Source organism: Streptomyces sp. NPDC025638 (genome assembly GCF_055558775.1).
Map to the genome: position 1 here is coordinate 214,083 of NZ_JBVHLX010000007.1, position 19,798 is coordinate 233,880.

General features: G+C 72.7%; 16 protein-coding genes and 3 tRNA genes. 9 read left to right on the plus strand and 10 right to left on the minus strand.

Translation table 11 applies throughout. From position 1 onward, the window contains the following. Positions 1 to 63: 63 nt before the first annotated feature. Together ACZ4EG_RS19980 and ACZ4EG_RS19985 are read right to left on the minus strand one after the other, a co-directional pair. Positions 64 to 1,212: an anhydro-N-acetylmuramic acid kinase gene (locus ACZ4EG_RS19980; protein ID WP_467791676.1), complete on the minus strand. Its 1,149-nt coding sequence runs from the start codon at positions 1,210 to 1,212 to the stop codon at positions 64 to 66. Next, positions 1,133 to 2,500 (minus strand): MFS transporter, encoded by a 1,368-nt coding sequence (locus ACZ4EG_RS19985; protein ID WP_467791519.1) that lies wholly within the window; start codon positions 2,498 to 2,500, stop codon positions 1,133 to 1,135. The genes ACZ4EG_RS19980 and ACZ4EG_RS19985 overlap by 80 nt, the downstream gene beginning before the upstream one ends. Before the next feature lie 183 nt (positions 2,501 to 2,683). Here ACZ4EG_RS19985 and ACZ4EG_RS19990 point away from each other — a divergent pair, with 183 nt between their 5' ends. After that, entirely contained in the window at positions 2,684 to 5,365 is a 2,682-nt protein-coding gene (locus tag ACZ4EG_RS19990; RefSeq protein WP_467791520.1) for an ATP-binding protein, read from the plus strand. A 10-nt stretch (positions 5,366 to 5,375) separates the two neighbouring features. Here the strand turns inward: ACZ4EG_RS19990 and ACZ4EG_RS19995 are convergent, their stop codons facing one another. The 3 genes from ACZ4EG_RS19995 to ACZ4EG_RS20005 form a co-directional block, all read right to left on the minus strand. After that, a complete protein-coding gene (locus tag ACZ4EG_RS19995) occupies positions 5,376 to 6,167 on the minus strand; it encodes an SDR family NAD(P)-dependent oxidoreductase (RefSeq protein ID WP_467791521.1) in 792 nt (263 codons plus the stop codon). Between the two features lie 80 nt (positions 6,168 to 6,247). Beyond that, complete coding sequence (locus tag ACZ4EG_RS20000) at positions 6,248 to 7,222, minus strand: DUF3048 domain-containing protein (protein WP_467791522.1); 975 nt, start codon at positions 7,220 to 7,222, stop codon at positions 6,248 to 6,250. 108 nt (positions 7,223 to 7,330) lie between these two features. Then, positions 7,331 to 8,401, minus strand: a complete 1,071-nt coding sequence (locus tag ACZ4EG_RS20005; protein ID WP_467791523.1) for an ATP-dependent DNA ligase — start codon at positions 8,399 to 8,401, stop codon at positions 7,331 to 7,333. Between the two features lie 73 nt (positions 8,402 to 8,474). Between ACZ4EG_RS20005 and ligD the strand changes: the two genes are divergently transcribed. Then, the gene (ligD, locus tag ACZ4EG_RS20010; RefSeq protein WP_467791524.1) at positions 8,475 to 9,518 is read left to right on the plus strand and encodes a non-homologous end-joining DNA ligase; all 1,044 of its coding nucleotides are present in this window, start codon (positions 8,475 to 8,477) and stop codon (positions 9,516 to 9,518) included. Between the two features lie 6 nt (positions 9,519 to 9,524). On the opposite strand, the gene ACZ4EG_RS20015 is transcribed toward ligD, so the two are convergent. After that, the gene (locus ACZ4EG_RS20015; RefSeq protein ID WP_467791525.1) at positions 9,525 to 10,403 is read right to left on the minus strand and encodes a hypothetical protein; all 879 of its coding nucleotides are present in this window, start codon (positions 10,401 to 10,403) and stop codon (positions 9,525 to 9,527) included. 140 nt (positions 10,404 to 10,543) lie between these two features. On the opposite strand from ACZ4EG_RS20015, the gene ACZ4EG_RS20020 reads away from it, so the two are divergent. After that, a complete protein-coding gene (locus ACZ4EG_RS20020; RefSeq protein ID WP_467791526.1) occupies positions 10,544 to 11,581 on the plus strand; it encodes a LacI family DNA-binding transcriptional regulator in 1,038 nt (345 codons plus the stop codon). Between the two features lie 70 nt (positions 11,582 to 11,651). Here ACZ4EG_RS20020 and ACZ4EG_RS20025 read toward each other — a convergent pair whose 3' ends face one another. After that, a complete protein-coding gene (locus ACZ4EG_RS20025; protein ID WP_467791527.1) occupies positions 11,652 to 12,440 on the minus strand; it encodes a VOC family protein in 789 nt (262 codons plus the stop codon). Between the two features lie 285 nt (positions 12,441 to 12,725). Here ACZ4EG_RS20025 and ACZ4EG_RS20030 point away from each other — a divergent pair, with 285 nt between their 5' ends. From ACZ4EG_RS20030 to ACZ4EG_RS20050, 5 genes are all read left to right on the plus strand, one after another. After that, positions 12,726 to 12,971, plus strand: a complete 246-nt coding sequence (locus tag ACZ4EG_RS20030; RefSeq protein ID WP_453545329.1) for a WhiB family transcriptional regulator — start codon at positions 12,726 to 12,728, stop codon at positions 12,969 to 12,971. Between the two features lie 51 nt (positions 12,972 to 13,022). Next, positions 13,023 to 13,094: transfer RNA gene (locus ACZ4EG_RS20035), tRNA-Gly, on the plus strand. A 10-nt stretch (positions 13,095 to 13,104) separates the two neighbouring features. After that, a tRNA-Glu gene (locus ACZ4EG_RS20040) sits at positions 13,105 to 13,176 on the plus strand. A 28-nt stretch (positions 13,177 to 13,204) separates the two neighbouring features. Beyond that, a complete protein-coding gene (locus ACZ4EG_RS20045; protein ID WP_467791528.1) occupies positions 13,205 to 14,569 on the plus strand; it encodes an SDR family oxidoreductase in 1,365 nt (454 codons plus the stop codon). After that, complete coding sequence (locus tag ACZ4EG_RS20050) at positions 14,563 to 15,753, plus strand: leucine-rich repeat domain-containing protein (protein WP_467791529.1); 1,191 nt, start codon at positions 14,563 to 14,565, stop codon at positions 15,751 to 15,753. Before ACZ4EG_RS20045 ends, ACZ4EG_RS20050 begins: the two co-directional genes overlap by 7 nt. Before the next feature lie 144 nt (positions 15,754 to 15,897). Here the strand turns inward: ACZ4EG_RS20050 and ACZ4EG_RS20055 are convergent, their stop codons facing one another. Together ACZ4EG_RS20055 and ACZ4EG_RS20060 are read right to left on the minus strand one after the other, a co-directional pair. After that, positions 15,898 to 17,706 carry an AAA family ATPase gene (locus tag ACZ4EG_RS20055; protein WP_467791677.1) on the minus strand — a complete coding sequence of 603 codons (1,809 nt, stop codon included), beginning with the start codon at positions 17,704 to 17,706 and terminating at the stop codon, positions 15,898 to 15,900. A gap of 26 nt (positions 17,707 to 17,732) precedes the next feature. Beyond that, a complete protein-coding gene (locus ACZ4EG_RS20060; RefSeq protein ID WP_467791530.1) occupies positions 17,733 to 19,142 on the minus strand; it encodes a DUF2201 family putative metallopeptidase in 1,410 nt (469 codons plus the stop codon). 99 nt (positions 19,143 to 19,241) lie between these two features. Between ACZ4EG_RS20060 and ACZ4EG_RS20065 the strand changes: the two genes are divergently transcribed. After that, positions 19,242 to 19,317: transfer RNA gene (locus tag ACZ4EG_RS20065), tRNA-Trp, on the plus strand. Positions 19,318 to 19,319: 2 nt separating this feature from the next. Here ACZ4EG_RS20065 and ACZ4EG_RS20070 read toward each other — a convergent pair. Continuing rightward, positions 19,320 to 19,742 (minus strand): cupin domain-containing protein, encoded by a 423-nt coding sequence (locus ACZ4EG_RS20070; RefSeq protein WP_453546784.1) that lies wholly within the window; start codon positions 19,740 to 19,742, stop codon positions 19,320 to 19,322. Between the last annotated feature and the right edge of the window lie 56 nt (positions 19,743 to 19,798).

Genomic DNA, 19,798 nt, shown 5'->3' on the forward strand with positions numbered 1-19,798 from the left:
GGGATGAGAGGGCCCGCAACAGTTGCGTGTCGCCGATCCGGGACCGTGCTCTCCCGGCCATGGTCACTCCACTTCCAGCCGCACCGGCGCGTGCCGCGCGGGCGCGGGCAGCCGCAGCCCGCCCCGCCCCGGTGTCACCGACCCCAGGACGCTGGGATGCCGGGCGCCGGTGCTGACCGGTTCGGTGCCCGCGAGCCCGTGCGCCGTGAGGAACCCCAGGACCGCGAAGGCGTACGCCTCCTTGGCGGCCGAGGGCAGGCCCAACTCGTCGGAGGTGCGCACCGCCACCCCGGGCAGCCGGTCCCGCAGCATCGCCATCAGCACCGGGTTGCGCGTGCCGCCGCCCGAGGCGATCACCTCCGTGGCGCCCACGGACCGTACGGCGTCCGCGACCGTGCGCGCCGTCAACTGGGTGAGTGTCGCCAGCACATCGTCCGCGGGCAGGCCGTCGAGCCCGGCCGCCCGCACATATCCGGGGTGGAACAGCTCCTTGCCGGTGGTCTTCGGCGCGGGCCGCGTGTAGTACGGCTCCCTCAGCAGCCGGTCCAGCAGCGGGCCGTGCACCCGGCCGCGGGCGGCCAGCGCGCCGTCGGCGTCGTACGCCAGCCGCCCGCCGCTGAACTCCCGGGCCGCGGCATCGGTCAGCGCACAGCCGGGACCGGTGTCGAAGGCCGTCCCGTCCGGCGCGGTGAGGTTGGCGATCCCGCCGATGTTCAGTGCGACCGGCGTGCCCTGCCTGCCCCGCAGCCACAGCAGGTCGACCAGGCTGACCAGCGGTGCGCCCTGGCCGCCGGCGGCGACGTCGCGCGGCCGGAAGTCGGCCACGACGGGCAGCCCCGTCGCCTCCGCGATCCACGCGGGCTGCCCGAGCTGCAGCGTCCCGTGCACCCGGCCGCCGTCCACCCAGTGGTAGACGGTCTGCCCGTGCGACGCGATCAACTCGGCCTGCCCGTCGCACAGTTCACGATCGGCCCGGACGGCCGTCGCCGCGAACGCCTGCCCGATCCGGGTGTCGAGCCGGCACACGTCCGCAAGCGGGACGGCCGACGGGGGCAGCGCCGCCGCGAGGGATTCCCGCAGCGCGTCGTCGTACGGCTCGCTCACCATCCCGAGCGGCTTCAGGACGAGCGTGTCACCGCCGAGGCGCAGCTCGGCCGCCGCCGCGTCGACGGCGTCGTACGACGTCCCGGACATCAGTCCGATCACCAGCACCTGGTCCATCCGCCTTCCCGGCCGGGCGCCCGAGGAGCGCGAGCGCGCTCACCGCACAGGTCGCCGCCGCGTAGTACGCGGGCACGTCCACGTTTCCGGTGCGCTTCACCGTCTCCGTGATGATGAGCCCGGCGCACCCCGAGAACACGGCATTGGACAGGGCGTAGGCGAGTCCCAGCCCCGTACAGCGCACACGTGTCGGGAACAGCTCGGCGAGCATCGCCGGCCCCGGCCCGGCCATGAGCCCCACGACCGCCCCGGCGGCGCACACGGCCGCACCCTTCACCAGGGACGAAGTCCCGGCGTCCTGCAGGAGGTTGAACAGCGGCACGGCCGCCCCCACCACCAGCACCGCCCCCGTCAGCATCACCGGCCGCCGCCCGATCCGGTCGCTGAGCAGCCCCGCCGGGAGGATCGCCGCCGCGAAGCCCAGATTGGCCAGAACCGTGGCGGTCAGTGCCTGCCGGAAGTCCGCGTGCAGCGCCGTCTGGAGATACGACGGCAGGACGACGAGGAAGGTGTACCCGGCCGCCGACCAGCCCATCACCCGTCCGGCCCCCAGCGCGACGGCCCGCACGACCTCGCGTGCGGGCAGGCGCTCCGCGTCCGGCGCCCGCTCCCTGAACGACGGTGTCTCCTCCAGCCGCATCCGTAGCCACAGCGCCCCCAGCCCCATCGGCAGCGCGAGCAGGAACGGCAACCGCCAGCCCCAGGCACTCAACTGATCCGCCGTCAGCACGGTCGCGAGGCCGACCGCCGCACCCGCCCCGCCCAGCAGTCCCAGTGCAACCGTGAACGACTGCCACGCGCCGTACAGCCCGCGCCGGCCCGGCGGGGCGAACTCCGTCATCGCCGACACCGCGCCCCCGAACTCACCTCCCGCGGACAGCCCTTGAACGACCCTCAGAAGGGTGAGCAGCCAGGGGGCCAGGGCGCCCGCCGTGGCATAGGTCGGCAGCGCGCCGATCAGTGTGGTCGCCCCGGTCATCAGGGCGACCACCAGGATCAGTACCGGCCGCCGCCCGATCCGGTCGCCCAGCCGGCCGAACAGGGCGGCGCCGACCGGCCGGAAGAAGAACGCCAGCGCGAAGGACGCGTACGCCTTCACCAGCCCCTCGACCGCACCGCCGCCCTCCGGCGTGAAGAACCGCTGCGCGACGACCGTCGCGAAATATCCGTAGACACCGAACTCGTACCACTCGATGAAATTGCCCACCGACCCAGCGGCCAGCGCCCTTGCGGACGACGCCTGTCGCGGGGTCCGGCGATCTTCGAAAGTCAGCTTCATTCCCAGCCCTGTTGACGGTCCGTCGACTTCACAGCGGCAGGTCCGGGCAGGGGCACGTCGTCCTCACGCGTCCCTGTTCACCCGTCGCGGCAACACGTGCCCGGAGCAGCCTCCGCACAGCCAATCCGACGGCTACGCTCGTGGTCTGTACGTCGTTCGGGCGACACCAGGGGAGGTATCGGGATGACGGAGGCACGGCCCCCTGTGGCCGCTTCGCCTTCCCTGTGGGAGCGCGACGCGGAGATCGCCGCCGTCACACAGGCGCTCGACGCCCTGTGCGCGGACCGCTCGTCCTCCGGGAACCTGCTCGTTTTCCGGGGTGACGCCGGACTGGGCAAGACGGCGCTCCTGACCGAGACCCGCCGTATCGCCGAACGGCGCGGGTGCACCGTGTGGTCCACCCGCGGCGGCGAGAACCTGAAGTCCGTCCCGTTCAACGTGGTACGGCAGTTGCTGCAGCCCGCGCTGGTCTCGCTGATGCCACAGGAGGCCCGCGAGTACCTCGGCGACTGGTACGACATCGCGGGGCCCGCGCTCGGCATAACGGAGCCAGGTGAGCGGCAGGCCGACCCGCAGGGCGTGTGCGACGGCCTGGTCGCGGCCGTCCGCAGACTGGCCAAACGGGAATGGCCGCTGGTGCTGCTTGTCGACGACGCGCACTGGGCCGACCAGGAGACCCTGCGCTGGCTCACCGCGTTCGCCGAGCGCCTCGACGATCTGTCCGTCCTGGTCGTGGTCGCCCGCCGGCCCGGTGAGGTGTCCGGTGACAGCGCCCGCTACCTCGACGCGATCGCCGCCACCGCGGGCCGCCCCGTCAGCCATCTCAGCGCCCTCACCCCGGACGCCACCGCCGGACTCACCCGTGCCACCCTCGGCCGGCACGCCGACGCCCCGTTCTGCCGCGAGGTCTGGGCCGTCACCGGCGGCAATCCGTACGAGACCGTCGAACTCCTCGCCAAGGTGCAGGACAGCGACCTCCAGCCGGTCGAGGCCCACGCCGGCGAACTCCGCCCCCTGAACCGCTCCGCCCGCGGCGGCGGACTCGTCGCCCGGCTGGAGGGCCTCGGTATCGACGCCACCCGGTTCGCCTGGGCGGCCGCCATCCTCGGCACCGGCATCACCGTGGACCTGGTCGCCCAGCTCGCCACCATGAGCATGGACGACGCCGAACGCTGCGCCGAACTGCTGTGCAGCGCCCGCATCCTCACCGAGCCCGACCCCGCCGTCGCCCGGCCCGACGACGGCGAGCTGGAGTTCGTCCACCCGCTGATCGCGTCGGCCGTCTACAACTCCATCCCCGAGGCCCTGTGCACCGCCATGCACGGCATCGCCGCCCAGGTCGTCACCGACTCCGGGCGCGGTGCCGCCGCGGCCTCCCGGCACCTCCTCCAGGTGCACCCGGACGACGACGAGGAACTCGTCGAGCAGCTGCGCGAGGCGGCCCGGGAACATCTCGCCGTCGGCGCCCCGGACGCGGCCCGCCGCTGTCTGGAACGAGCCCTGGTCGAACCGCCCGTGCCCGAGGTCCACGCGCGCGTGCTCTACGAACTGGGCTGCGCCACGCTGCTGACCGCGCCCGCGACCACGATCGACCATCTGCAGAGCGCGCTCGGCATGCCCGGCCTCGACGGCGACGAACGCGTCGACGCCGTCTTCCGCCTCTCCCAGGCGCTGCTCCACAACAACCAGCTGGAGGAGGCCGTCCGCACGGTAGAGGCCGAAGCCGCCCGCCACCAACCCGGGCCCGCCCGGCTGCGGCTGCAGGCCGTGCACTTCATGTGGGAGGGCATCCACGGCGAGGCCGCCTCACCCGGCCGCGCCGAACGCCTCGCCGACCTCGCCCGCACCTGCACCGGCCGTGACAACTCCGAGCGCGCCCTGCTGATCCTGCGCGGCTTCGACGCGATGACCCACGGCGAGAGCGTGGAGGAGGTCGTCGAACTGTGCGACCGCGCCCTCGTGAACGGCCGCCTCGCCCCCGGTCTGGGCTGGACCGACACCGAGTGGGGCGTCGAACTGCTGATGATGCTGGGCAGCGCGTACACCTACGCCGACCGGCTCGACCGCGCCGAGAGCCTGTTCGCCGAGGCCTTGCGGGCCTATACGACCGCGGGATGGAGCGGCGGCCACCTCTCCCTGGCGAACGCGTTCCTCGGCCTCGCCTACCGTCGGCAGGGCCGCCTCAGGGACGCGGAGACCATCCTGCGCGAGTCCCTCGCACTGGCCGAACGCGTCGGCCGCGGCCTGCCCCTGTACTGGTCGGCGACCTGCGGACTCGTCGACACGCTGCTGGCCCGCGGCCATGTGGACGAGGCCTGGGCGGTGGCCGAGCGGTACGGCTTCGCACCGCCCTACCCGTCGACGATCGTGCTGCCCGACCCCCGCTCCGTGCGCGGCCGGCTGCTGCTCGCCGTCGGCCGCACCGAGGAGGGCATCAACGAACTGGAGGCGGCCGAGAAGGCGGCGGCCGCCCGGGGCGGCCACCATCCGGTCCTCGCGCCCTGGGCCGTCGACCTCGCCAAGGCCCTCGCCGTGCAGGACCCGCCGCGGGCCGCCCGGCTCGCCACCGAGGCCCGCCGCCAGGCGGAGCGCCTCGGCACGGACACCGCCATCGGCGAGGCCCTGCGCTGCGCGGCCGCCCTGGAGACCGGGCAGCGCGCGGTGCGGCCGGCCGCACAGGCCGTCGCCTACCTGGAGGCCTCGCCCTGCCAGTACGAACATGCGGCCGCCCGCGTCGAGTACGGCATCGCGTCCCGTTCGGCCGCCGAACTCAACCGGGGCATGGCGCTCGCGCGCTCGTGCGGGGCGGACGGGCTGGTGGCGCAGGCACGAGAGGCACTGGAGACGGGCGGGGGCCTCGGCTGACCGCGCCGCCTCAGATCGCCAGCAGCTGCTCGGTGACCGCTTCCAGGCGCTTGCGCACCTCGGGGTCGTACGTCCCCTCGTGCGCCCTGGCCGGCCGCGTGCCGTCGAAATAACCGCCCGAGCCCAAGTCCCGGGTGGCCAGGGCCAGGACGCCCGTCGCTCCGTCCGCAACCGTGTTCCAGGGGGTGATCCCGCCCTCGCGGACCATCGCGGTGTCCATGTAGGTCGCGGGGTGCAGCACATTGACCGACACACCGCTGCCCGCCAGCTCCTCGGCCAGTGTGAACGTATGGGTGGCGAGGGCGAACTTGCTGCGGCAGTACGCCGACACGCCGCTGTAGCCGCGGGTGAGCTCCGGGTCGGCGAAGTCGAGCGGCTCCTGGCCGACCGAGCCGACGTTGACGATCCGGGACGGCGTGTTCGCGCGCAGCACCGGCAGTAGGGCGCGGGTCAGCACGACGGGGGCGAGGTAGTTCACGGCCAGCCGCAGCTCGTGCCCGTCGGCGCTCAGCTCACGGCCGGAGCCCCGCGGCCCGGCGCCCACCCCTGCGTTGTTGATCAGCACGTCGAGCCCGGGCCGCGCCTGTGCCACCCGGGCGCCCAGCTCGCGCACCTGCGCGAGCGAAGCGAGGTCCGCGACGAACCCCTCGGCCTCGCCCTCGGCACGCAACTCCTCGATGAGCCGCCGCGTCCGTTCCGGGTCACGCCCGTGGGCGAGCACGACATGACCGGAGCGGACCAGCTCGAAGGCGACGTACCGGCCGAGTCCGGAGGTGGCACCGGTGATCAGAACAGTGGACATGTCCCCACCCTAGGCACGCTCCGGCGCCGGATGCCTGGTGCCGCCGAAGCTACGCCCAGCAGGGTCACCCTCACGCGCAATCAGTGGCCGGACTGCGCGAACACCACCCACACCTGGCCCTCGGCGAAGTTCATGGGCGTGCCGTCGGCGGTGGTGAACTCCGTGCCGTCGGCCGCGGCGGCGCGGGTCCAGGTCGCGTCGAAGGCGCGCCCGTCCCGCAGCACCTCCGCCTTCCCCGTGCCCACCGTCTCGGTGTACGGCGTGTTGTTGCCGAGGACGTCGTGGTACGCGGACTTGTGCACCTTCACGTACTGCACGACGACCGTCGCGGGAGCCACCCGCTTCCCGTCGGTCGTCTTCGTGGGCGTGCCGTCCGTCCTGACCAGCCAGCGGTGCCGGTCGGCGGACCAGGTGAAGGTGAACTCGGCCACCGGGTAGCGCACGGTGCGCGAGGTCGCGGGCCGCCCGCCCGCCGGTGCCGCGCCGTAGTGGAAGCCGGTGGTCAGCGCGGCCGCGCCCGGCGTGGCGGACAGCAGCCGGTCCGGGTGCAGATAGAGGTTGTGCGGCGCGGCCTTGTCGCTGCCACGGAAGAAGGCGTCGGACGCGTTGTCGGGTGTCTCCGGCCGCAGCGGCGCCTTGTCGATCAGCGGCAACAGCTTGGTCTGCGCCCCCGAGAAGGCGAGCGTCGGCCGGTCGAACTGGCGCAGCAGCTCCAGATCGGATTCGCGGGCGCTGCGCACCGGCCCGATGACCTTCGGCAGCTTGGTCGCGTACACCGCCATCAGCCGGCTCAGCCCGCCCTCGACCTGTTCCGCGTACACGACGTCCGCGGAGTCCAGCCCCGTCTGCGGGCGGGCCGCGGGCACATTGTCGATCTTCACGGCGAGCACCTGGCCGGTGCCGCCGCCCGGGGCCGGCCCGCTGGTCCCGCCGCGGCCGTCGTCGACCGGGCCGGGGCCGTGTCCCGACGTGCAGCCCGCCGCGAGAGAAGCCGTCAGCGCGGCGGCCAGAAATGCTGTCGTCGCGGCGCGTCGTGTGCGCGCTCTGTGCCCCATGCCCACCGTCGCCACTGTTGCCACCAGGTCTGTGCGTCGATTGTGCGCTCATAAGTTCATTGATGGCCATACCCGCGTGATTCTGATCGAGCTTGGCGGATGGGCCGGTCAGCCTGGGCTGCCGAGGATCTCCGCGAGGTCGTAGCGCACCGGTTCCTCCAACTGGGCGTAGGTGCAGCTCTCCGGGGTGCGGTCCGGGCGCCAGCGGCGGAAGCGGGCCGTGTGCCGGAAGCGGACCCCGTTCTCCATGTGGTCGTACGCCACCTCGGCCACCCGCTCCGGCCTCAGTGGCACCCAGGACAGATCCTTCTTGCCCGACCAGCGGCTGGGGGCCCCGGGCAGCCGGGCCGTCTCGTGCGCGGCCTCCTGCGACCAGGCCGCCCACGGATGCCCGGCCGCATCCGTCATGCGCAGCGGCTCCAGTTCCTCGACCAGTTCGGCGCGGCGCTTCATCGCGAACGCGGCCGACACGCCCACGTGCTGCAGGGCGCCCTGGTCGTCGTAGAGGCCGAGCAGCAGCGAGCCCACCACCGGACCGCTCTTGTGGAAGCGGTAGCCCGCCACGACGACGTCCGCCGTACGCTCGTGCTTGATCTTGAACATCGCCCGCTCGTCCTGCAGATAGCGCACGGTGGGCGGCTTGGCGACGACCCCGTCCAGGCCCGCCCCCTCGTACTGCTCGAACCACTGCCGCGCCACGTCGATGTCGGTCGTCGCCGGTGCCAGATGGACGGGTGCCGTCACCCCGGACAGCGCCCTGGCGAGGAGCGCCCGGCGGTCCGTCAGCGGGACGTCCAGCAGCGACTCGTCGGCCAGGGCCAGCAGGTCGAACGCGACGAAGGAGGCGGGCGTCCGCTCCGCCAGCGTGCGCACCCGGGAGTCCGCCGGGTGGATGCGCTCGGTCAGCGCGTCGAAGTCGAGTCGCCCCTCCCGGGCGATCACGATCTCGCCGTCCAGCACGCAGCGCTCGGGCAACCGCTCCTTCAACGCCGCGACCAGCTCGGGAAAGTACCTGGTCAGCGGCTTCCCGGTACGACTGCCGAGCTCGACCTCGTCCCCATCACGGAACACGATCGCCCGGAAGCCGTCCCACTTCGCCTCGTAGTGCATGTCCGGCGGGATCTTCGCCACCGACTTGGCGAGCATCGGCTTCACGGGCGGCATCACCGGGAGATCCATGCTCCGATTCTGCGCGCATACCGCGGCTGCCGCCCGGTGTGCGAGGTGTGCGGGGTACGCCTACCGTGGCCGCATGGGTGACGCGGTGGAACTGGAGGCGGGCGGCCGGACCGTGCGGCTGTCCAGCCCGGACAAGGTCTTCTTCCCCGAGCGCGGTTTCACCAAGCTGGACCTGGCCCGTTACTACATCGCGGTCGGCCCCGGCATCCTGCGTGCCCTGCGCGACCGCCCCACCACCCTGGAGCGCTATCCGGACGGTGTGACCGGTGAGTCCTTCTTCCAGAAGCGGGCGCCCAAGAACATACCCGACTGGATCCCCACCGCCCACATCACCTTTCCCAGCGGCCGCTCCGCGGACGAGATGTGCCCCACCGAGGAGGCCGCCGTCGTCTGGGCCGCCCAGTTCGGCACCCTCACCTTCCACCCCTGGCCGGTGCGCCGCACCGACGTCGACCGCCCCGACGAGCTCCGCATCGACCTCGACCCGCAGCCCGGCACCGACTTCGCCGACGCCGTCCGCGCCGCCCACGAACTGCGCACCGTCCTCGACGAGTTCGGCGGACTGCGCGGCTGGCCCAAGACCTCCGGCGGCCGCGGACTGCATGTCTTCGTGCCCATCGAACCGCGCTGGACCTTCACCCAGGTGCGCCGCGCCGCGATCGCCGTGGGCCGGGAGATGGAACGTCGGATGCCGGACCACGTGACGATCAAGTGGTGGAAGGAGGAACGCGGCGAGCGCATCTTCATCGACTACAACCAGACCGCCAGGGACCGCACCATCGCCTCCGCCTATTCCGTACGTCCCCGCCCGCACGCCCCGGTCTCGGCCCCCCTGCGCTGGGAGGAAGTGGGCGAGGCCCACTCCCGGGACTTCGACCTCGCGACCATGCCCGCCCGCTTCGCCGAACTCGGCGACGTGCACGCCGACATGGACGACCACGCCTTCTCCCTCGAAGCCCTGCTCGAACTCGCGCGCAAGGACGAGCACGACCACGGACTGGGCGACCTGCCCTACCCGCCCGAGTACCCGAAGATGCCCGGAGAGCCCAAGCGCGTCCAGCCGAGCCGAGCACGACGCGAAAAACAAGACCCACCACCGGAGCCGAACGGCCCCTAGGACCGCCTACGCACCGACACCGCCGAGATCGAAGAGGCCCCATTCGGCGAAGGGCATCTCCTGGACGTAGAGCCGGGAGCCGCGCGAGACCACCCGAAGCGTCTGCCCGGGCCCGAACCGAGTGCCGTCGGGACGTAGCAGGCGGCCTTCGACGAGGGGCTCGACGGCCGTGTCGGTGAGGCCGCCGAGGACCAGCCGGTCGCGCTCGTCGTCGTACCCGCCGAAGAACGCGACCCGGCCACCGTGCACGGCCACTCCGCGAGCATCGCCGACCGGCGTGCTGCGTACCCGCACCGGAAGTCCGTTGCGCACCTCCAGGAGCGGGAAGTCCGTGTACGGGTACACCCACGTCGCCGTGGCAGCCACATTGAGGGCGTAGCACTCCACGAACGTGCCGCTTCCGGGCAGCCGGCCGCACTGCCACAGCGGCGTACCCGTACTGCTCCAGCACCTCACACCCGGTGCGCTCAGCGGGTCGTCGAACACGCCCTCGTCGAAGTGGCCCAGCCACAGGTTGCCGGACTCGTCGGTGAGCAGGTGCTCGATGGCGTCCCCGACGGTGAACGTCCACGAAGGACGTCCCAACGGGTCGAAGATCTGCACCTGTTCGTCGTCATCCCGCCTGCGCGCATCGGCGACGACGAAACCGCCGTCCGGCAGCGCGTCGATCACGGGCACTCGGGCGCGCACGGCGCTCAGCCGCGTCTCGTACGGGCGGCCGTCCTCGACGGTCACGACCAGGGCGTCGTACAGCCCGTCCGGTCCTGCCGAACCGCCCAGCAGCCAGTGGGCGCGGCCGTATGTGTCGACGGTGCTGTGCAGGACGTTCCGGTGTCGGTACGGCCGCGGCAGGCGCGCGTACGGGGCGAGGCGGTCAGGTGTCATGGGCCTCTCTCATCGTCATGCGGCGATCTTCATCGACCCCACCCCGGGGCCGCGACTCCCTTTCCCATGACGAGAGCGCTCTCACGACGGTCCTCGCTCGGGGATATCCTGATCCGCAATCGCCGATGAGGAGTCGCGAAGTGACCGAGACAGCGCCGCGTCCCACGTTGGAGGCCGTGGCCGCGCGGGCGGGGGTGTCGCGGGCCACCGTGTCCCGGGTGGTCAACGGTGGGGACGGAGTCCGGGAGCCGCTCGTGGAGCGGGTCCGGCGGGCGGTCGAGGAGCTCGGCTACGTCCCCAACCAGGCCGCGCGCAGCCTGGTGACGAAGCGGCACGACGCCGTCGCCGTGGTCGTCGCCGAACCGGAGACCAGGGTCTTCGCCGACCCCTTCTTCGCCCTGCAACTGCGCGGGATCAGCAAGGAGCTGACGGCACACGACAACCAACTCGTGCTGTTGCTCACCGAGGGCCGGGACGATCACGCCCGCGTGGCCCGCTATCTCGCCGGAGGCCATGTCGACGGCGCGCTCGTCTTCTCGCTGCACCTCGACGATCCGCTGCCCGGGCTGATCCGGGGCGCGGGCGTCCCCACGGTGTTCGGCGGCCGGCCCGGCTGGAGCCACGGCACGCCCGACGCGGTGTACGTCGACAGCGACAACCGGGGCGGGGCCCGCGAGGCCGTACGCCATCTCGTCGGCCTCGGCCGGAGGCGGATCGCCCACATCACCGGCGCCCTCGACCAGACCTCCGCGGTGGACCGGCTCGACGGGTTCCGGGACGTGATGGCGGACGCCGACCCGCTGCTGATCGTGGAGAGCGACTTCACCCCGGCCGGCGGCGAGCGCGCCATGCGGGAACTCCTCGACCGCTGCCCGGACGTGGACGCGGTGTTCGCCGCGAACGACCTCGGCGCCTCCGGAGCGCTGCGCGTGCTGCGCGCGAGCGGACGGAGGGTGCCCGAGGACGTCGCCGTGATCGGCTTCGACGACATGCTGCCCGTCGCCGAACAGACAGACCCGCCCCTGACCACGATCCGTCAGGACATAGAGGAGATGGGCCGGTTGATGGCCCGCCTCCTGCTGCGCGGCCTGGACCGCGGCAACCGGGATGATTCCACGGCGGACGCGCCCTCCGGCGTCATCCTGCCGACCACGCTGGTACGGCGCGCCTCCGCGTAGGCCCCCGGCCCGGCCCTCGTTGCTGCTGACGGGCCGGGGTGCCTCACGCCCTCGCCGGGGACGCCGGGTCTCAGCCCTGCGGCTCGCTCTTGATCACCGCGAAGCGGGCGCCGTACGGGTCGGCGAGCTTGGCCATCCGGCCGACGCCCTCCATGCTCGTGGCGGGCATGCGGACCTTGCCGCCCAGTTGCTGCGCCTTCTCGACCACGGCGTCGGTGTCCTCGACCTCGAAGTACGGCAGCCAGTAGGCGCCGGCCTCGGCCTCGGTGGGGTCGTCGGCCAGCGGGACCATTCCGCCGAACATCGCGTCCTCACCGCCCTCGGTGGGGTTGACGCAGGTGTACGTGCCGCCGGGGAAGGGCATGGCGGACGTCTCCAGACCGAGTACCTGGTTGTAGAACGCGGCGGCCGCGGCAATGTCCGGCGTGTACAGCTCGACCCAGCACAGCGAACCGGGTTCGCTCGCCTTGTCCACACCCTTGGTCCGGCCCGGCTGCCAGAGCCCGAAGGGCACGCCCGCCTGGTCCGCGAGGATCGCCATGTGGCCCTGCCCCATCACGTCCATGGGCTGGAGCAGCACGCTGCCGTGCGCCCCCTCGGCGGCCTTGGCCGTGGCCTGCGCGTCCGCGCTCTGGAAGTACACGGTCCAGGAGGGCGGACCCTGCTCAGGAGTGGTCTGCATACCGCCGGCCACGGTCTTGCCGTCCAGTTGGAAGAAGCCGTAACCGCCGGCATCGGGCCCCGCCGACTGGAACCGCCAGCCGAAGAGACCGCCGTAGAAGGAGGTGGCGCCCTCGATGTCGGATGTGCCGACGTCGATCCAGTTGGGTGCGCCGTTGACGAAACGGGTGGTGAGCATCTTCGCCCTCCTCAAAAGGGTCCCGTTCTCAGTGCACTGCCGAGTCTTGCACCGCCCACTGACAATCGCTGCCGCAGCGCGTCCGCGGGGCGCAGCGCCCACCGCGACTACCCTGGGTGACCAGCCGCGTTCCTCATGTTTTCATCCCGGCCCCGCGCGCCGCCGTGCGCCGCCGCGGGCCGGGGGAGCATCATCGGGGCGGCAGGCGGGCCCCGTACACGCCCCGGCCGCGGCGTTGACCCGGCGTTGATCGAACGTTTTTCGCGGGGCGGCACGATCCTGCTCATGCACATCGAAACGATCACCTCGCCCGACCTTGCCTGGCAGGAGGAGGCGTTGTGCGCGCAAACGGGGGCGGACTTCTTCTTCCCGGAGCCCGGCAGCTCGGTACGGGAGGCGAAGCGGATCTGCGGCCTGTGCCCGATCCGCACGGCCTGCCTGACGTACGCGCTCGACAACGACGAGCGCTTCGGCGTCTGGGGCGGCCTGTCGGAGAAGGAACGGCTGGAGCTCCGGCGCGCGTCACTGTGAGGCCCGGACGGTGCGTCACCCCGGACTGGCCGTTAAGATCCGGGAACGCGTCCGGGCGTAGCGCAGAGGCAGGCGCACCGCCTTGCCAGGGCGGCTACACCGGTTCGAATCCGGTCGTCCGGGCGCGTCTCTCGGTCCTGTAGAGCAGAGGCAGACTCGCCACCCTCTCAAGGTGGATACGCCGGTTCGAATCCGGCCGGGACCACGGCACGGCGGACACGGGGCGGGTACGGATGGGCGAGGCGATCACCGACACGGTCACCGGCACGACCGCGGACACGATCACCGAGGCGGAACTGGCCGCGTTCCACCAGGTGGTGGGCAAGCTGCGCGCGCTGCCCGTCGACGACCCGGCGCGGCTGCGGGCCGAGCAGGTCGCCGCGTCCTTCGCGCGCGACGGCCGGCTGCGGCGCCGCAGGGCACGCGGCGCCGAGGTGTCCGCGGCCGACGCGGCGGCGATGGCGGCGACCGCGACCGGCGCCCCGGACCGCCGCGAGGACGCCCCGCTGGCCGAGTCCGGCGCCGGGGGAGTCTTCCTCCGGCCGCGAACCTGCTACGTCTGCAAGTCGCCCTATCGACAGGTCGACACCTTCTACCACCGGCTCTGCCCCGAGTGCGCCGCCGACAACACCGCCCGCCGCGCCCTGAGCACCGACCTGAGCGGCCGCCGGGCGCTGCTCACCGGCGGCCGGGTGAAGATCGGTTTCCAGCTCGCCCTGATGATGCTCAGGGACGGCGCCGAAGTGCTCGTCACCTCGCGCTTCCCGCACGACACCGTGCGCCGCTTCAGGGCGGCCGAGGGCAGCGCGCAGTGGCTGGACCGGCTGACCGTCCTCGCCGTCGACCTGCGCGACCCGCGCCAGGTGCTCGGGCTGTGCGAGGAACTGCGGCAGGAGGGCCGGCCGCTGGACATCCTCGTCAACAACGCCGCGCAGACCGTGCGGCGGCTGCCCGAGTCGTATGCGCTGCTGGCCGCCGGGGAGTACGACGCGCTGCCCGCCGGGGCCCGGCAGGCGCCCGGGTTCCGGCCGATGCGAATGCTGGAAGGCTCGGCCGCCGCGCTGCCGGTCGCCCTGCGCGAGGCCGATGAGGCCGGGCTGCTGCCCGACCCGTCCCCGGAGAACTCCTGGTCGGCCCGGCTCGGCGCGCTCGACCCGGCCGAGGTCCTGGAGACCCAGCTCGTCAACGCCCTTGCCCCGGCCCTGCTGTGCGACCGGCTGCTGCCCCTGCTGCTGGCTGCGCCGCGGCCACGCCGGTACGTGGTGAATGTGACCGCCGTCGAGGGCCGCTTCGCCGTCCGCAACAAGATGCCGGGCCATCCCCACACCAACATGGCCAAGGCGGCCCTGAACATGCTCACCCGCACCAGCGCCGCGGAACTCGCCGCCCAGGGTGTGCACATGTGCGCCGTCGACACGGGCTGGATCACCGACGAGAACCCGGTCCCGAAGAAGGCCCGTATGGCCGAGGCCGGGTTCCGCACACCGCTCGACATCGTGGACGGGGCGGCCCGGGTGTACGACCCGATCGTGCGCGGCGAGGCCGGGGACCCGGTGTCGGGGGTGTTCCTGAAGGACTACCGGGAGGCGGAATGGTGAGCGAGGAGCCCGGGGCGGACACGGGCGGCTTCGCCGGGGTGCCGTACGTCGTGCCGCGTCCCTTCGCCGAACTGGCGCCCCTGCTGGACTGGTTGCGCGCGGGCCGCCCGGCAGGTGAGCGGCTGGACTTCACGGCCGGTACGGCGCTGCCCGACGGGCGGCTCGACCTGTGCAAGCAGGGGGTCGGTGCCGAGGGCGCCGCGCTGATCGCCGACGCGCTCGCCCAAGGGCCGTCTCCGGTACGGCACCTGCTGCTCGGCACCGACGCGCTCGGCGACGACGGAGCGGCAGCCGTCGCCGGGAGCACGGGGGACGTCGAGACGCTGTACCTCGGCTGCAACGGCATCACCGCGGGCGGCGCCTGCCGGATCGCCGACAATCTGCGCGCCTCGCCGCAGGTCGTCACCGGCGTGTGGCTGAAGAGGAACCCGCTCGGCAGCGGGGGCGGGCAGGCCGCGGCCGAACTCATCGAGTCCGCACGGTCGTTGCGCACCCTCGACCTCGTCCAGACCGGACTGGACGCACCGGGCGCCGCCGTCCTGGCCGACGCGCTGCTGGCGGCCGCCGAGGGTGGGCGCCGGATCGAGCGGCTCTTCGTCGGCGGCAACCCGCTGGGGGAGGCGGGCGCGCGGGCGCTCGCCGCGGTCGTCGCCGGGGGCGCGGTCGACGAACTGTACGTGTCCGCGGCCCGGTTGGGAGACGCGGGCGCACTCCGGCTGGCCGAGGCCCTGGAACGGGCACCGTACGGGCGGCTCACCCGGCTGGCCGTCGCCAGCAACGGCATCGGACCGGCGGCCGCGGCCCGCCTGGTGACGGCGGCGACCGCGGCCGGCGTGACGCTGCTGGACCTCGGCCGGGTCCGGGCGGCGGCGGTGCTCGCGGCGGAGGACAACCGGCTCGACCTGACGGCCGCCGAGACCATCGCCGCGGCCCTCGCCGAGGGCGAGCACCGGCTCGCCCACCTCGTCCTGACCCACACCGGGATGCGCAGCCGCGAGGCCCACCGCCTCCTCGACCACGCGGCCCACGCCACCACGGCCACCCGCTTCCGGCTCGGCAACGGCATCGCGGCCAGCGTCAAACGCCGGCTGGACGCTCTGAGCGCACACATCCCCGCACCGGCCGTCCCGGCGGACGTGGCGGCCGTCCGCAGCGTGCACCGCACGGCACCGCCTCAGGCGTGAGCCGGGGCGGGGAACGGCGGCCCGGAGCCCCGCGGCCCGGAGCCCCGCGGCCCGGAGCCCCGCGGCCCGGAGCCCCGCGGCCCGGAGCCCCGCGGCCCGGAGCCCCGCGGCCCGGAGCCTGGCGGCCCGGACCCCGGCGCCGCCTCAGCTCCGCCGCATCCCGGTGAACACCTCCGTCCAGAAGCGCTGTTGCTGCTGCGACGCTCCCACGAGATACGTCGCCCGCAGCTTGGGCGGCAGCAGCGCCACCAGCCGGGCCACCACCGTCCGGTGCTTCTTCAGCTGGGACAGCTCCGCGTTGGCGAGGATCTGATGGACCACGTCACTGTCGTTCTCGCCCTCGTCCGAGCGGCCGGCCGCTCGGCGCAGGCGCTCCTCCCACAGGTCGGCGTCCCGGGCGAGCTCGCGCAGGCCCGTGACCGGGCGGCCGCGCAGACGGTCGATCAGTGCCGTGAGCGGCACGGGCGCGTACTCCCCGTCGCCGAGATAGACGGTGCCCATCTCCAGCGGCAGTCCCCGCCGGTGCAGCTTGATGAGGCGCTCCAGGGTGCGCTTGGTGATCCAGGCGCGCCCGTCGTCGTCGATGTCGTGCTTCCACCACTCAAGGACCGTCTCGGCGTCCGTGCCGTACTGCGCAAGGAGCCACTCGTTGGCCGGGATGTCCTCCGGCTCCACGGTGAGCGAGGCCGTGAAGCGGGTCGCCTGGGCGAGGTTGTTCCGGGACACCAGGAGCTTGCGGCCCAGGTGGTACGGCGGGTTCTGGACCGCTATCTGCGCCCGCAGGTTCTCGATCCGCCGCCCCGCCAGCGACCACTCCTGGGTGACCTCCATGAGCTTGGCGAACGCGGCCTTGTCCTTGGGCCGGTTGTACTCGTCCCACACGATCGCCTTCGGCTCGGGACCGGTGAAGGGCGCGGCGAGGAGGTTGTCCAGTGTGCCGTCCGGGGACGGGATCGGCGCGCACAGGTCCTCGACGTTCGTCACGGGCAGGGAGAAGTACAGCGCCTCCCGGCCGAGCCCCTCGCGCAGGGTCTCGCGCACCAGCTCCGTCTTGCCGCAGCCCGGCGGGCCCTGCAGCAGTACCGTCCACCGGTTGCGCAGGGCGGCCCGGACGACCTGTCGTACGGGGTCGGGGATGGTGGCCGGGTTGCGTGTGCCGAGCGCCTCGGCGATCCGGTCGAGGATCTCCGACGTGCGGTTGTGACCGGGGCGGCCGTCCGGGCCCGGCTCGGCCAGCCGCAGCCGCTCGCCGTCGACCAGGGGCAGGCCCCAGCGCAGCGGGAAGCCCTCCCTGGCATTGGCCAGGACATGGTCCAGGGTGCGCGGGGAGAGCAGCTCACGCAGCTCCGGGGAGAGCGAGGCCCACAGGGAGAACACCGGACGCAGGTCCCACTGGCGGTACTTGGCCGCCAGATGGCGCCGCCAGGAGGTGTCGTTCGCGGTGATCCGGATCGTCACCATGCGGTCGAGCAGCGCCAGGTCGCCGCGCCGCGCCGATGTCTCGGCCAGCGACTCGTTGTCCGTCAGGAACACGCCGACGCAGCCCAGGGCGCGCAGATCATGCTCGCCGAGCGTCCAGTTGCAGGCGATCTGCATCAGCTGCGACTGGATCGTGTCGCCCGCCTGCAGCGAGTCGTCGATGACCAGCACGAAGGGCCTGCCCGGCCTGAGCCGGCTCATCACCAGCTGGCGCAGGACCAGTTCACCGGTCCGCGGGTCGCGCACCGGCGCGTTGACGAGCAGGTCGTCCGGCGTCAGGTTCGCCGCGGGGACGTACACCAGCGTGGCGTCCGGGTGGGCGCGGGCGAGGTGGGAGAAGAACGTCGCCGTCTTGCCGATGCCGTGCTCGCCGAAGACCTGCCCGGTCTGCCCCATGTCGATCATCGCGTCGATGAAGGCCTCCAGGCGTGAGGCGGTCGACTGCCGTGGGCCCGTGTGGTCTGTGTGGCCCATGTGGTCCGTGTGCTGTGCTTCCGTGGTCATCTACCGTGATCCTGTGTGACGCGATGGCAGTCCATCGCCGGTGTGTGCGTCTCGGGCCAGTCGCTGCCGCCCTGGGTGATCAGCCAGATCCATTTGCCCGGCTCGGCCGGAGTGATTGCCGGGGCGTATCCGTCGGTGAGCATCACGACGGCGTCCGGGGTCACGTCGAATCGGCGCCCGTTCACCTCCGTGCGGCCCTCCACGTGGTCCGCGACCGCCTGGAAGCTCGTGCCACCGCCGCCGTACACGCGCTCGCCCGGTCTGAACGGCATCACCACGGAGTCGAAGGACAGCCAGTGCGCCTCCACCCCGTCGATCCGGCCGACGAGTTCGGTGAGCCACGTGATGACGTGGTCCGGCATCGAGCCCGAGGTGTCGTACGCGATGACCAGCACCTTGTCCCGCACCGGGCCCCGTCGCGAGAGCATCGGGTCCTGGCCCAGGGCCGCGAGCAGGGCGCCCCGCTTCTTCGGGTACACCAGCCGCTCGCCGTCGCGCAGTTTCGAGCCGAGTACGTCGACCAGCCAGCGCTGCCACCAGTCGACCGTACGCGTGCGCGTGGTCTCTCCGCGGAGCATGCCCGCCCCCAGGCTGCCCCAGATCCGGGCGGCCCGCGCCGAGCCCTCCTCGGTGCGGCCCATCAGGTCGAGCAGCTCGCGCTCCGCGCCCGGGTGCCCGCGCCGGGCCGCGAGCAGGGAGTTGAGCAGCGCGGAGGACGTCACCGCGTCGACGGTCTCCTGGTCGGCCGGGACGAGCCCGCCCTCCAGGTGCACGCACAACCGCCGCTCGGGGACGGGAGGATGGCGCATGCGCTTCAGCTCGCCGTACACCCGCATGTCCGTGTGGGTGAACGTCTCGTACGCCACCGGCTCCAGGCCGTGCGTCGTCAGGTCCTCCCAGTAGGCGTCGTACACCTTGCGTGGGTCGACGCCCGTGGGCCGGCCGTCGAGCAGCGGCAGCTCCTCGCGGGCCAGCCGGACCAGTGCCACATGGTTGATGGACACCTCGGCGGCCAGTTCGAACACCGGGTCCTCGCGCAGCTCGGCGTCCGCGAACAGATGGCGGTGCACCAGATGCCGCGCCTCGTGGAACAGCACGAACTTCACGCCGTCCAGGCCCAGCGCGACGAAGAAGTCCGGGTTGTACAGCAGCAGGCAGGAGCCGTCGCCGGAGGCGACCACGGCCGCCGTGTCCACCGCGGTCGTCGGGATCTGGTGGTGGCACTTCGCATACAGCCAGGACGCCACCGCCGATTCGGTCAGGCCGAAGTCCAGCAGCGCGGCCTCCTTCAGCCGCCGCGCCGCCTCGACCACCGCCGGATCCGCCGGGCGGTACCGCTCAAGTGCCCGGCGGTCGGTGAGGTCGACCACAAGAGGGCGCCGTCGCCCCCGCTCCCCGTACGCCATGCGAAGCCCCCCGTGCCCCCTGTAACGCGCTTCCCCCGGTGCTTCATTGGTACCAGCCCGCACTGACAACGGACCAAGGCATTACGCTCTGCGGCAAGGGCGGGGCCGTAGCGCAGAGGCAGGCGCACCGGTCTCCAGAACCAGAACACGCCGGTTCGAATCCGGCCGCCCCGCCCCCTAATCCACGGGCCGCGGGGCGCGCAGATGCGCCCGCCGGGCCAGTTCCTCCTCGTCCACCAGCGTGAGCATCGGCTGATCCGGTGCGCAGAGCATGGTCACGACGAAGCGGGTCCGTGCGTCCGGCAGGGCGTTGCCGTCCTGGTAGTGGATCACGTCACCGCCCGGCTCCCAGAACGTCCCGCCGGCCTCGACCACACGTTCCGGCTCGCCCTCCAGCTCGAAGCGGACCGCGCCTTCGAGCACGTATCCGAAGGCCGGCCCGGGGTGCCGGTGCGGAGGAGTCCCGGGGTCGCCAGGAGGCCACTCGACCACGATGGTCATACCCGAGGCACCCTCGGGTACGAAGGGGGGTCTGACGTCCTGCAGCACCGTCACCGCCGTCTTCCAGGCCTCGGACCGCGGCTCCTCGCCGGCAGGGATCTGTGGTTCCTTGTCCGACACTGTTCCGTACCTCCACGATGTCCCCGGCGCCCCGA

What these genes read in the sequence shown, in the direction of transcription:
- ACZ4EG_RS19985 (WP_467791519.1), bottom strand. Translation starts at nt 2,500, where the DNA reads ATGAAGCTGACTTTCGAAGATCGCCGGACCCCGCGACAGGCGTCGTCC.
- ACZ4EG_RS19990 (WP_467791520.1), top strand. Translation starts at nt 2,684, where the DNA reads ATGACGGAGGCACGGCCCCCTGTGGCCGCTTCGCCTTCCCTGTGGGAG.
- ACZ4EG_RS19995 (WP_467791521.1), bottom strand. Translation starts at nt 6,167, where the DNA reads ATGTCCACTGTTCTGATCACCGGTGCCACCTCCGGACTCGGCCGGTAC.
- ACZ4EG_RS20000 (WP_467791522.1), bottom strand. Translation starts at nt 7,222, where the DNA reads ATGGGGCACAGAGCGCGCACACGACGCGCCGCGACGACAGCATTTCTG.
- ACZ4EG_RS20005 (WP_467791523.1), bottom strand. Translation starts at nt 8,401, where the DNA reads ATGGATCTCCCGGTGATGCCGCCCGTGAAGCCGATGCTCGCCAAGTCG.
- ligD (WP_467791524.1), top strand. Translation starts at nt 8,475, where the DNA reads ATGGGTGACGCGGTGGAACTGGAGGCGGGCGGCCGGACCGTGCGGCTG.
- ACZ4EG_RS20015 (WP_467791525.1), bottom strand. Translation starts at nt 10,403, where the DNA reads ATGACACCTGACCGCCTCGCCCCGTACGCGCGCCTGCCGCGGCCGTAC.
- ACZ4EG_RS20025 (WP_467791527.1), bottom strand. Translation starts at nt 12,440, where the DNA reads ATGCTCACCACCCGTTTCGTCAACGGCGCACCCAACTGGATCGACGTC.
- ACZ4EG_RS20030 (WP_453545329.1), top strand. Translation starts at nt 12,726, where the DNA reads ATGCACATCGAAACGATCACCTCGCCCGACCTTGCCTGGCAGGAGGAG.
- ACZ4EG_RS20045 (WP_467791528.1), top strand. Translation starts at nt 13,205, where the DNA reads ATGGGCGAGGCGATCACCGACACGGTCACCGGCACGACCGCGGACACG.
- ACZ4EG_RS20050 (WP_467791529.1), top strand. Translation starts at nt 14,563, where the DNA reads ATGGTGAGCGAGGAGCCCGGGGCGGACACGGGCGGCTTCGCCGGGGTG.
- ACZ4EG_RS20055 (WP_467791677.1), bottom strand. Translation starts at nt 17,706, where the DNA reads ATGGGCCACACAGACCACACGGGCCCACGGCAGTCGACCGCCTCACGC.
- ACZ4EG_RS20060 (WP_467791530.1), bottom strand. Translation starts at nt 19,142, where the DNA reads ATGGCGTACGGGGAGCGGGGGCGACGGCGCCCTCTTGTGGTCGACCTC.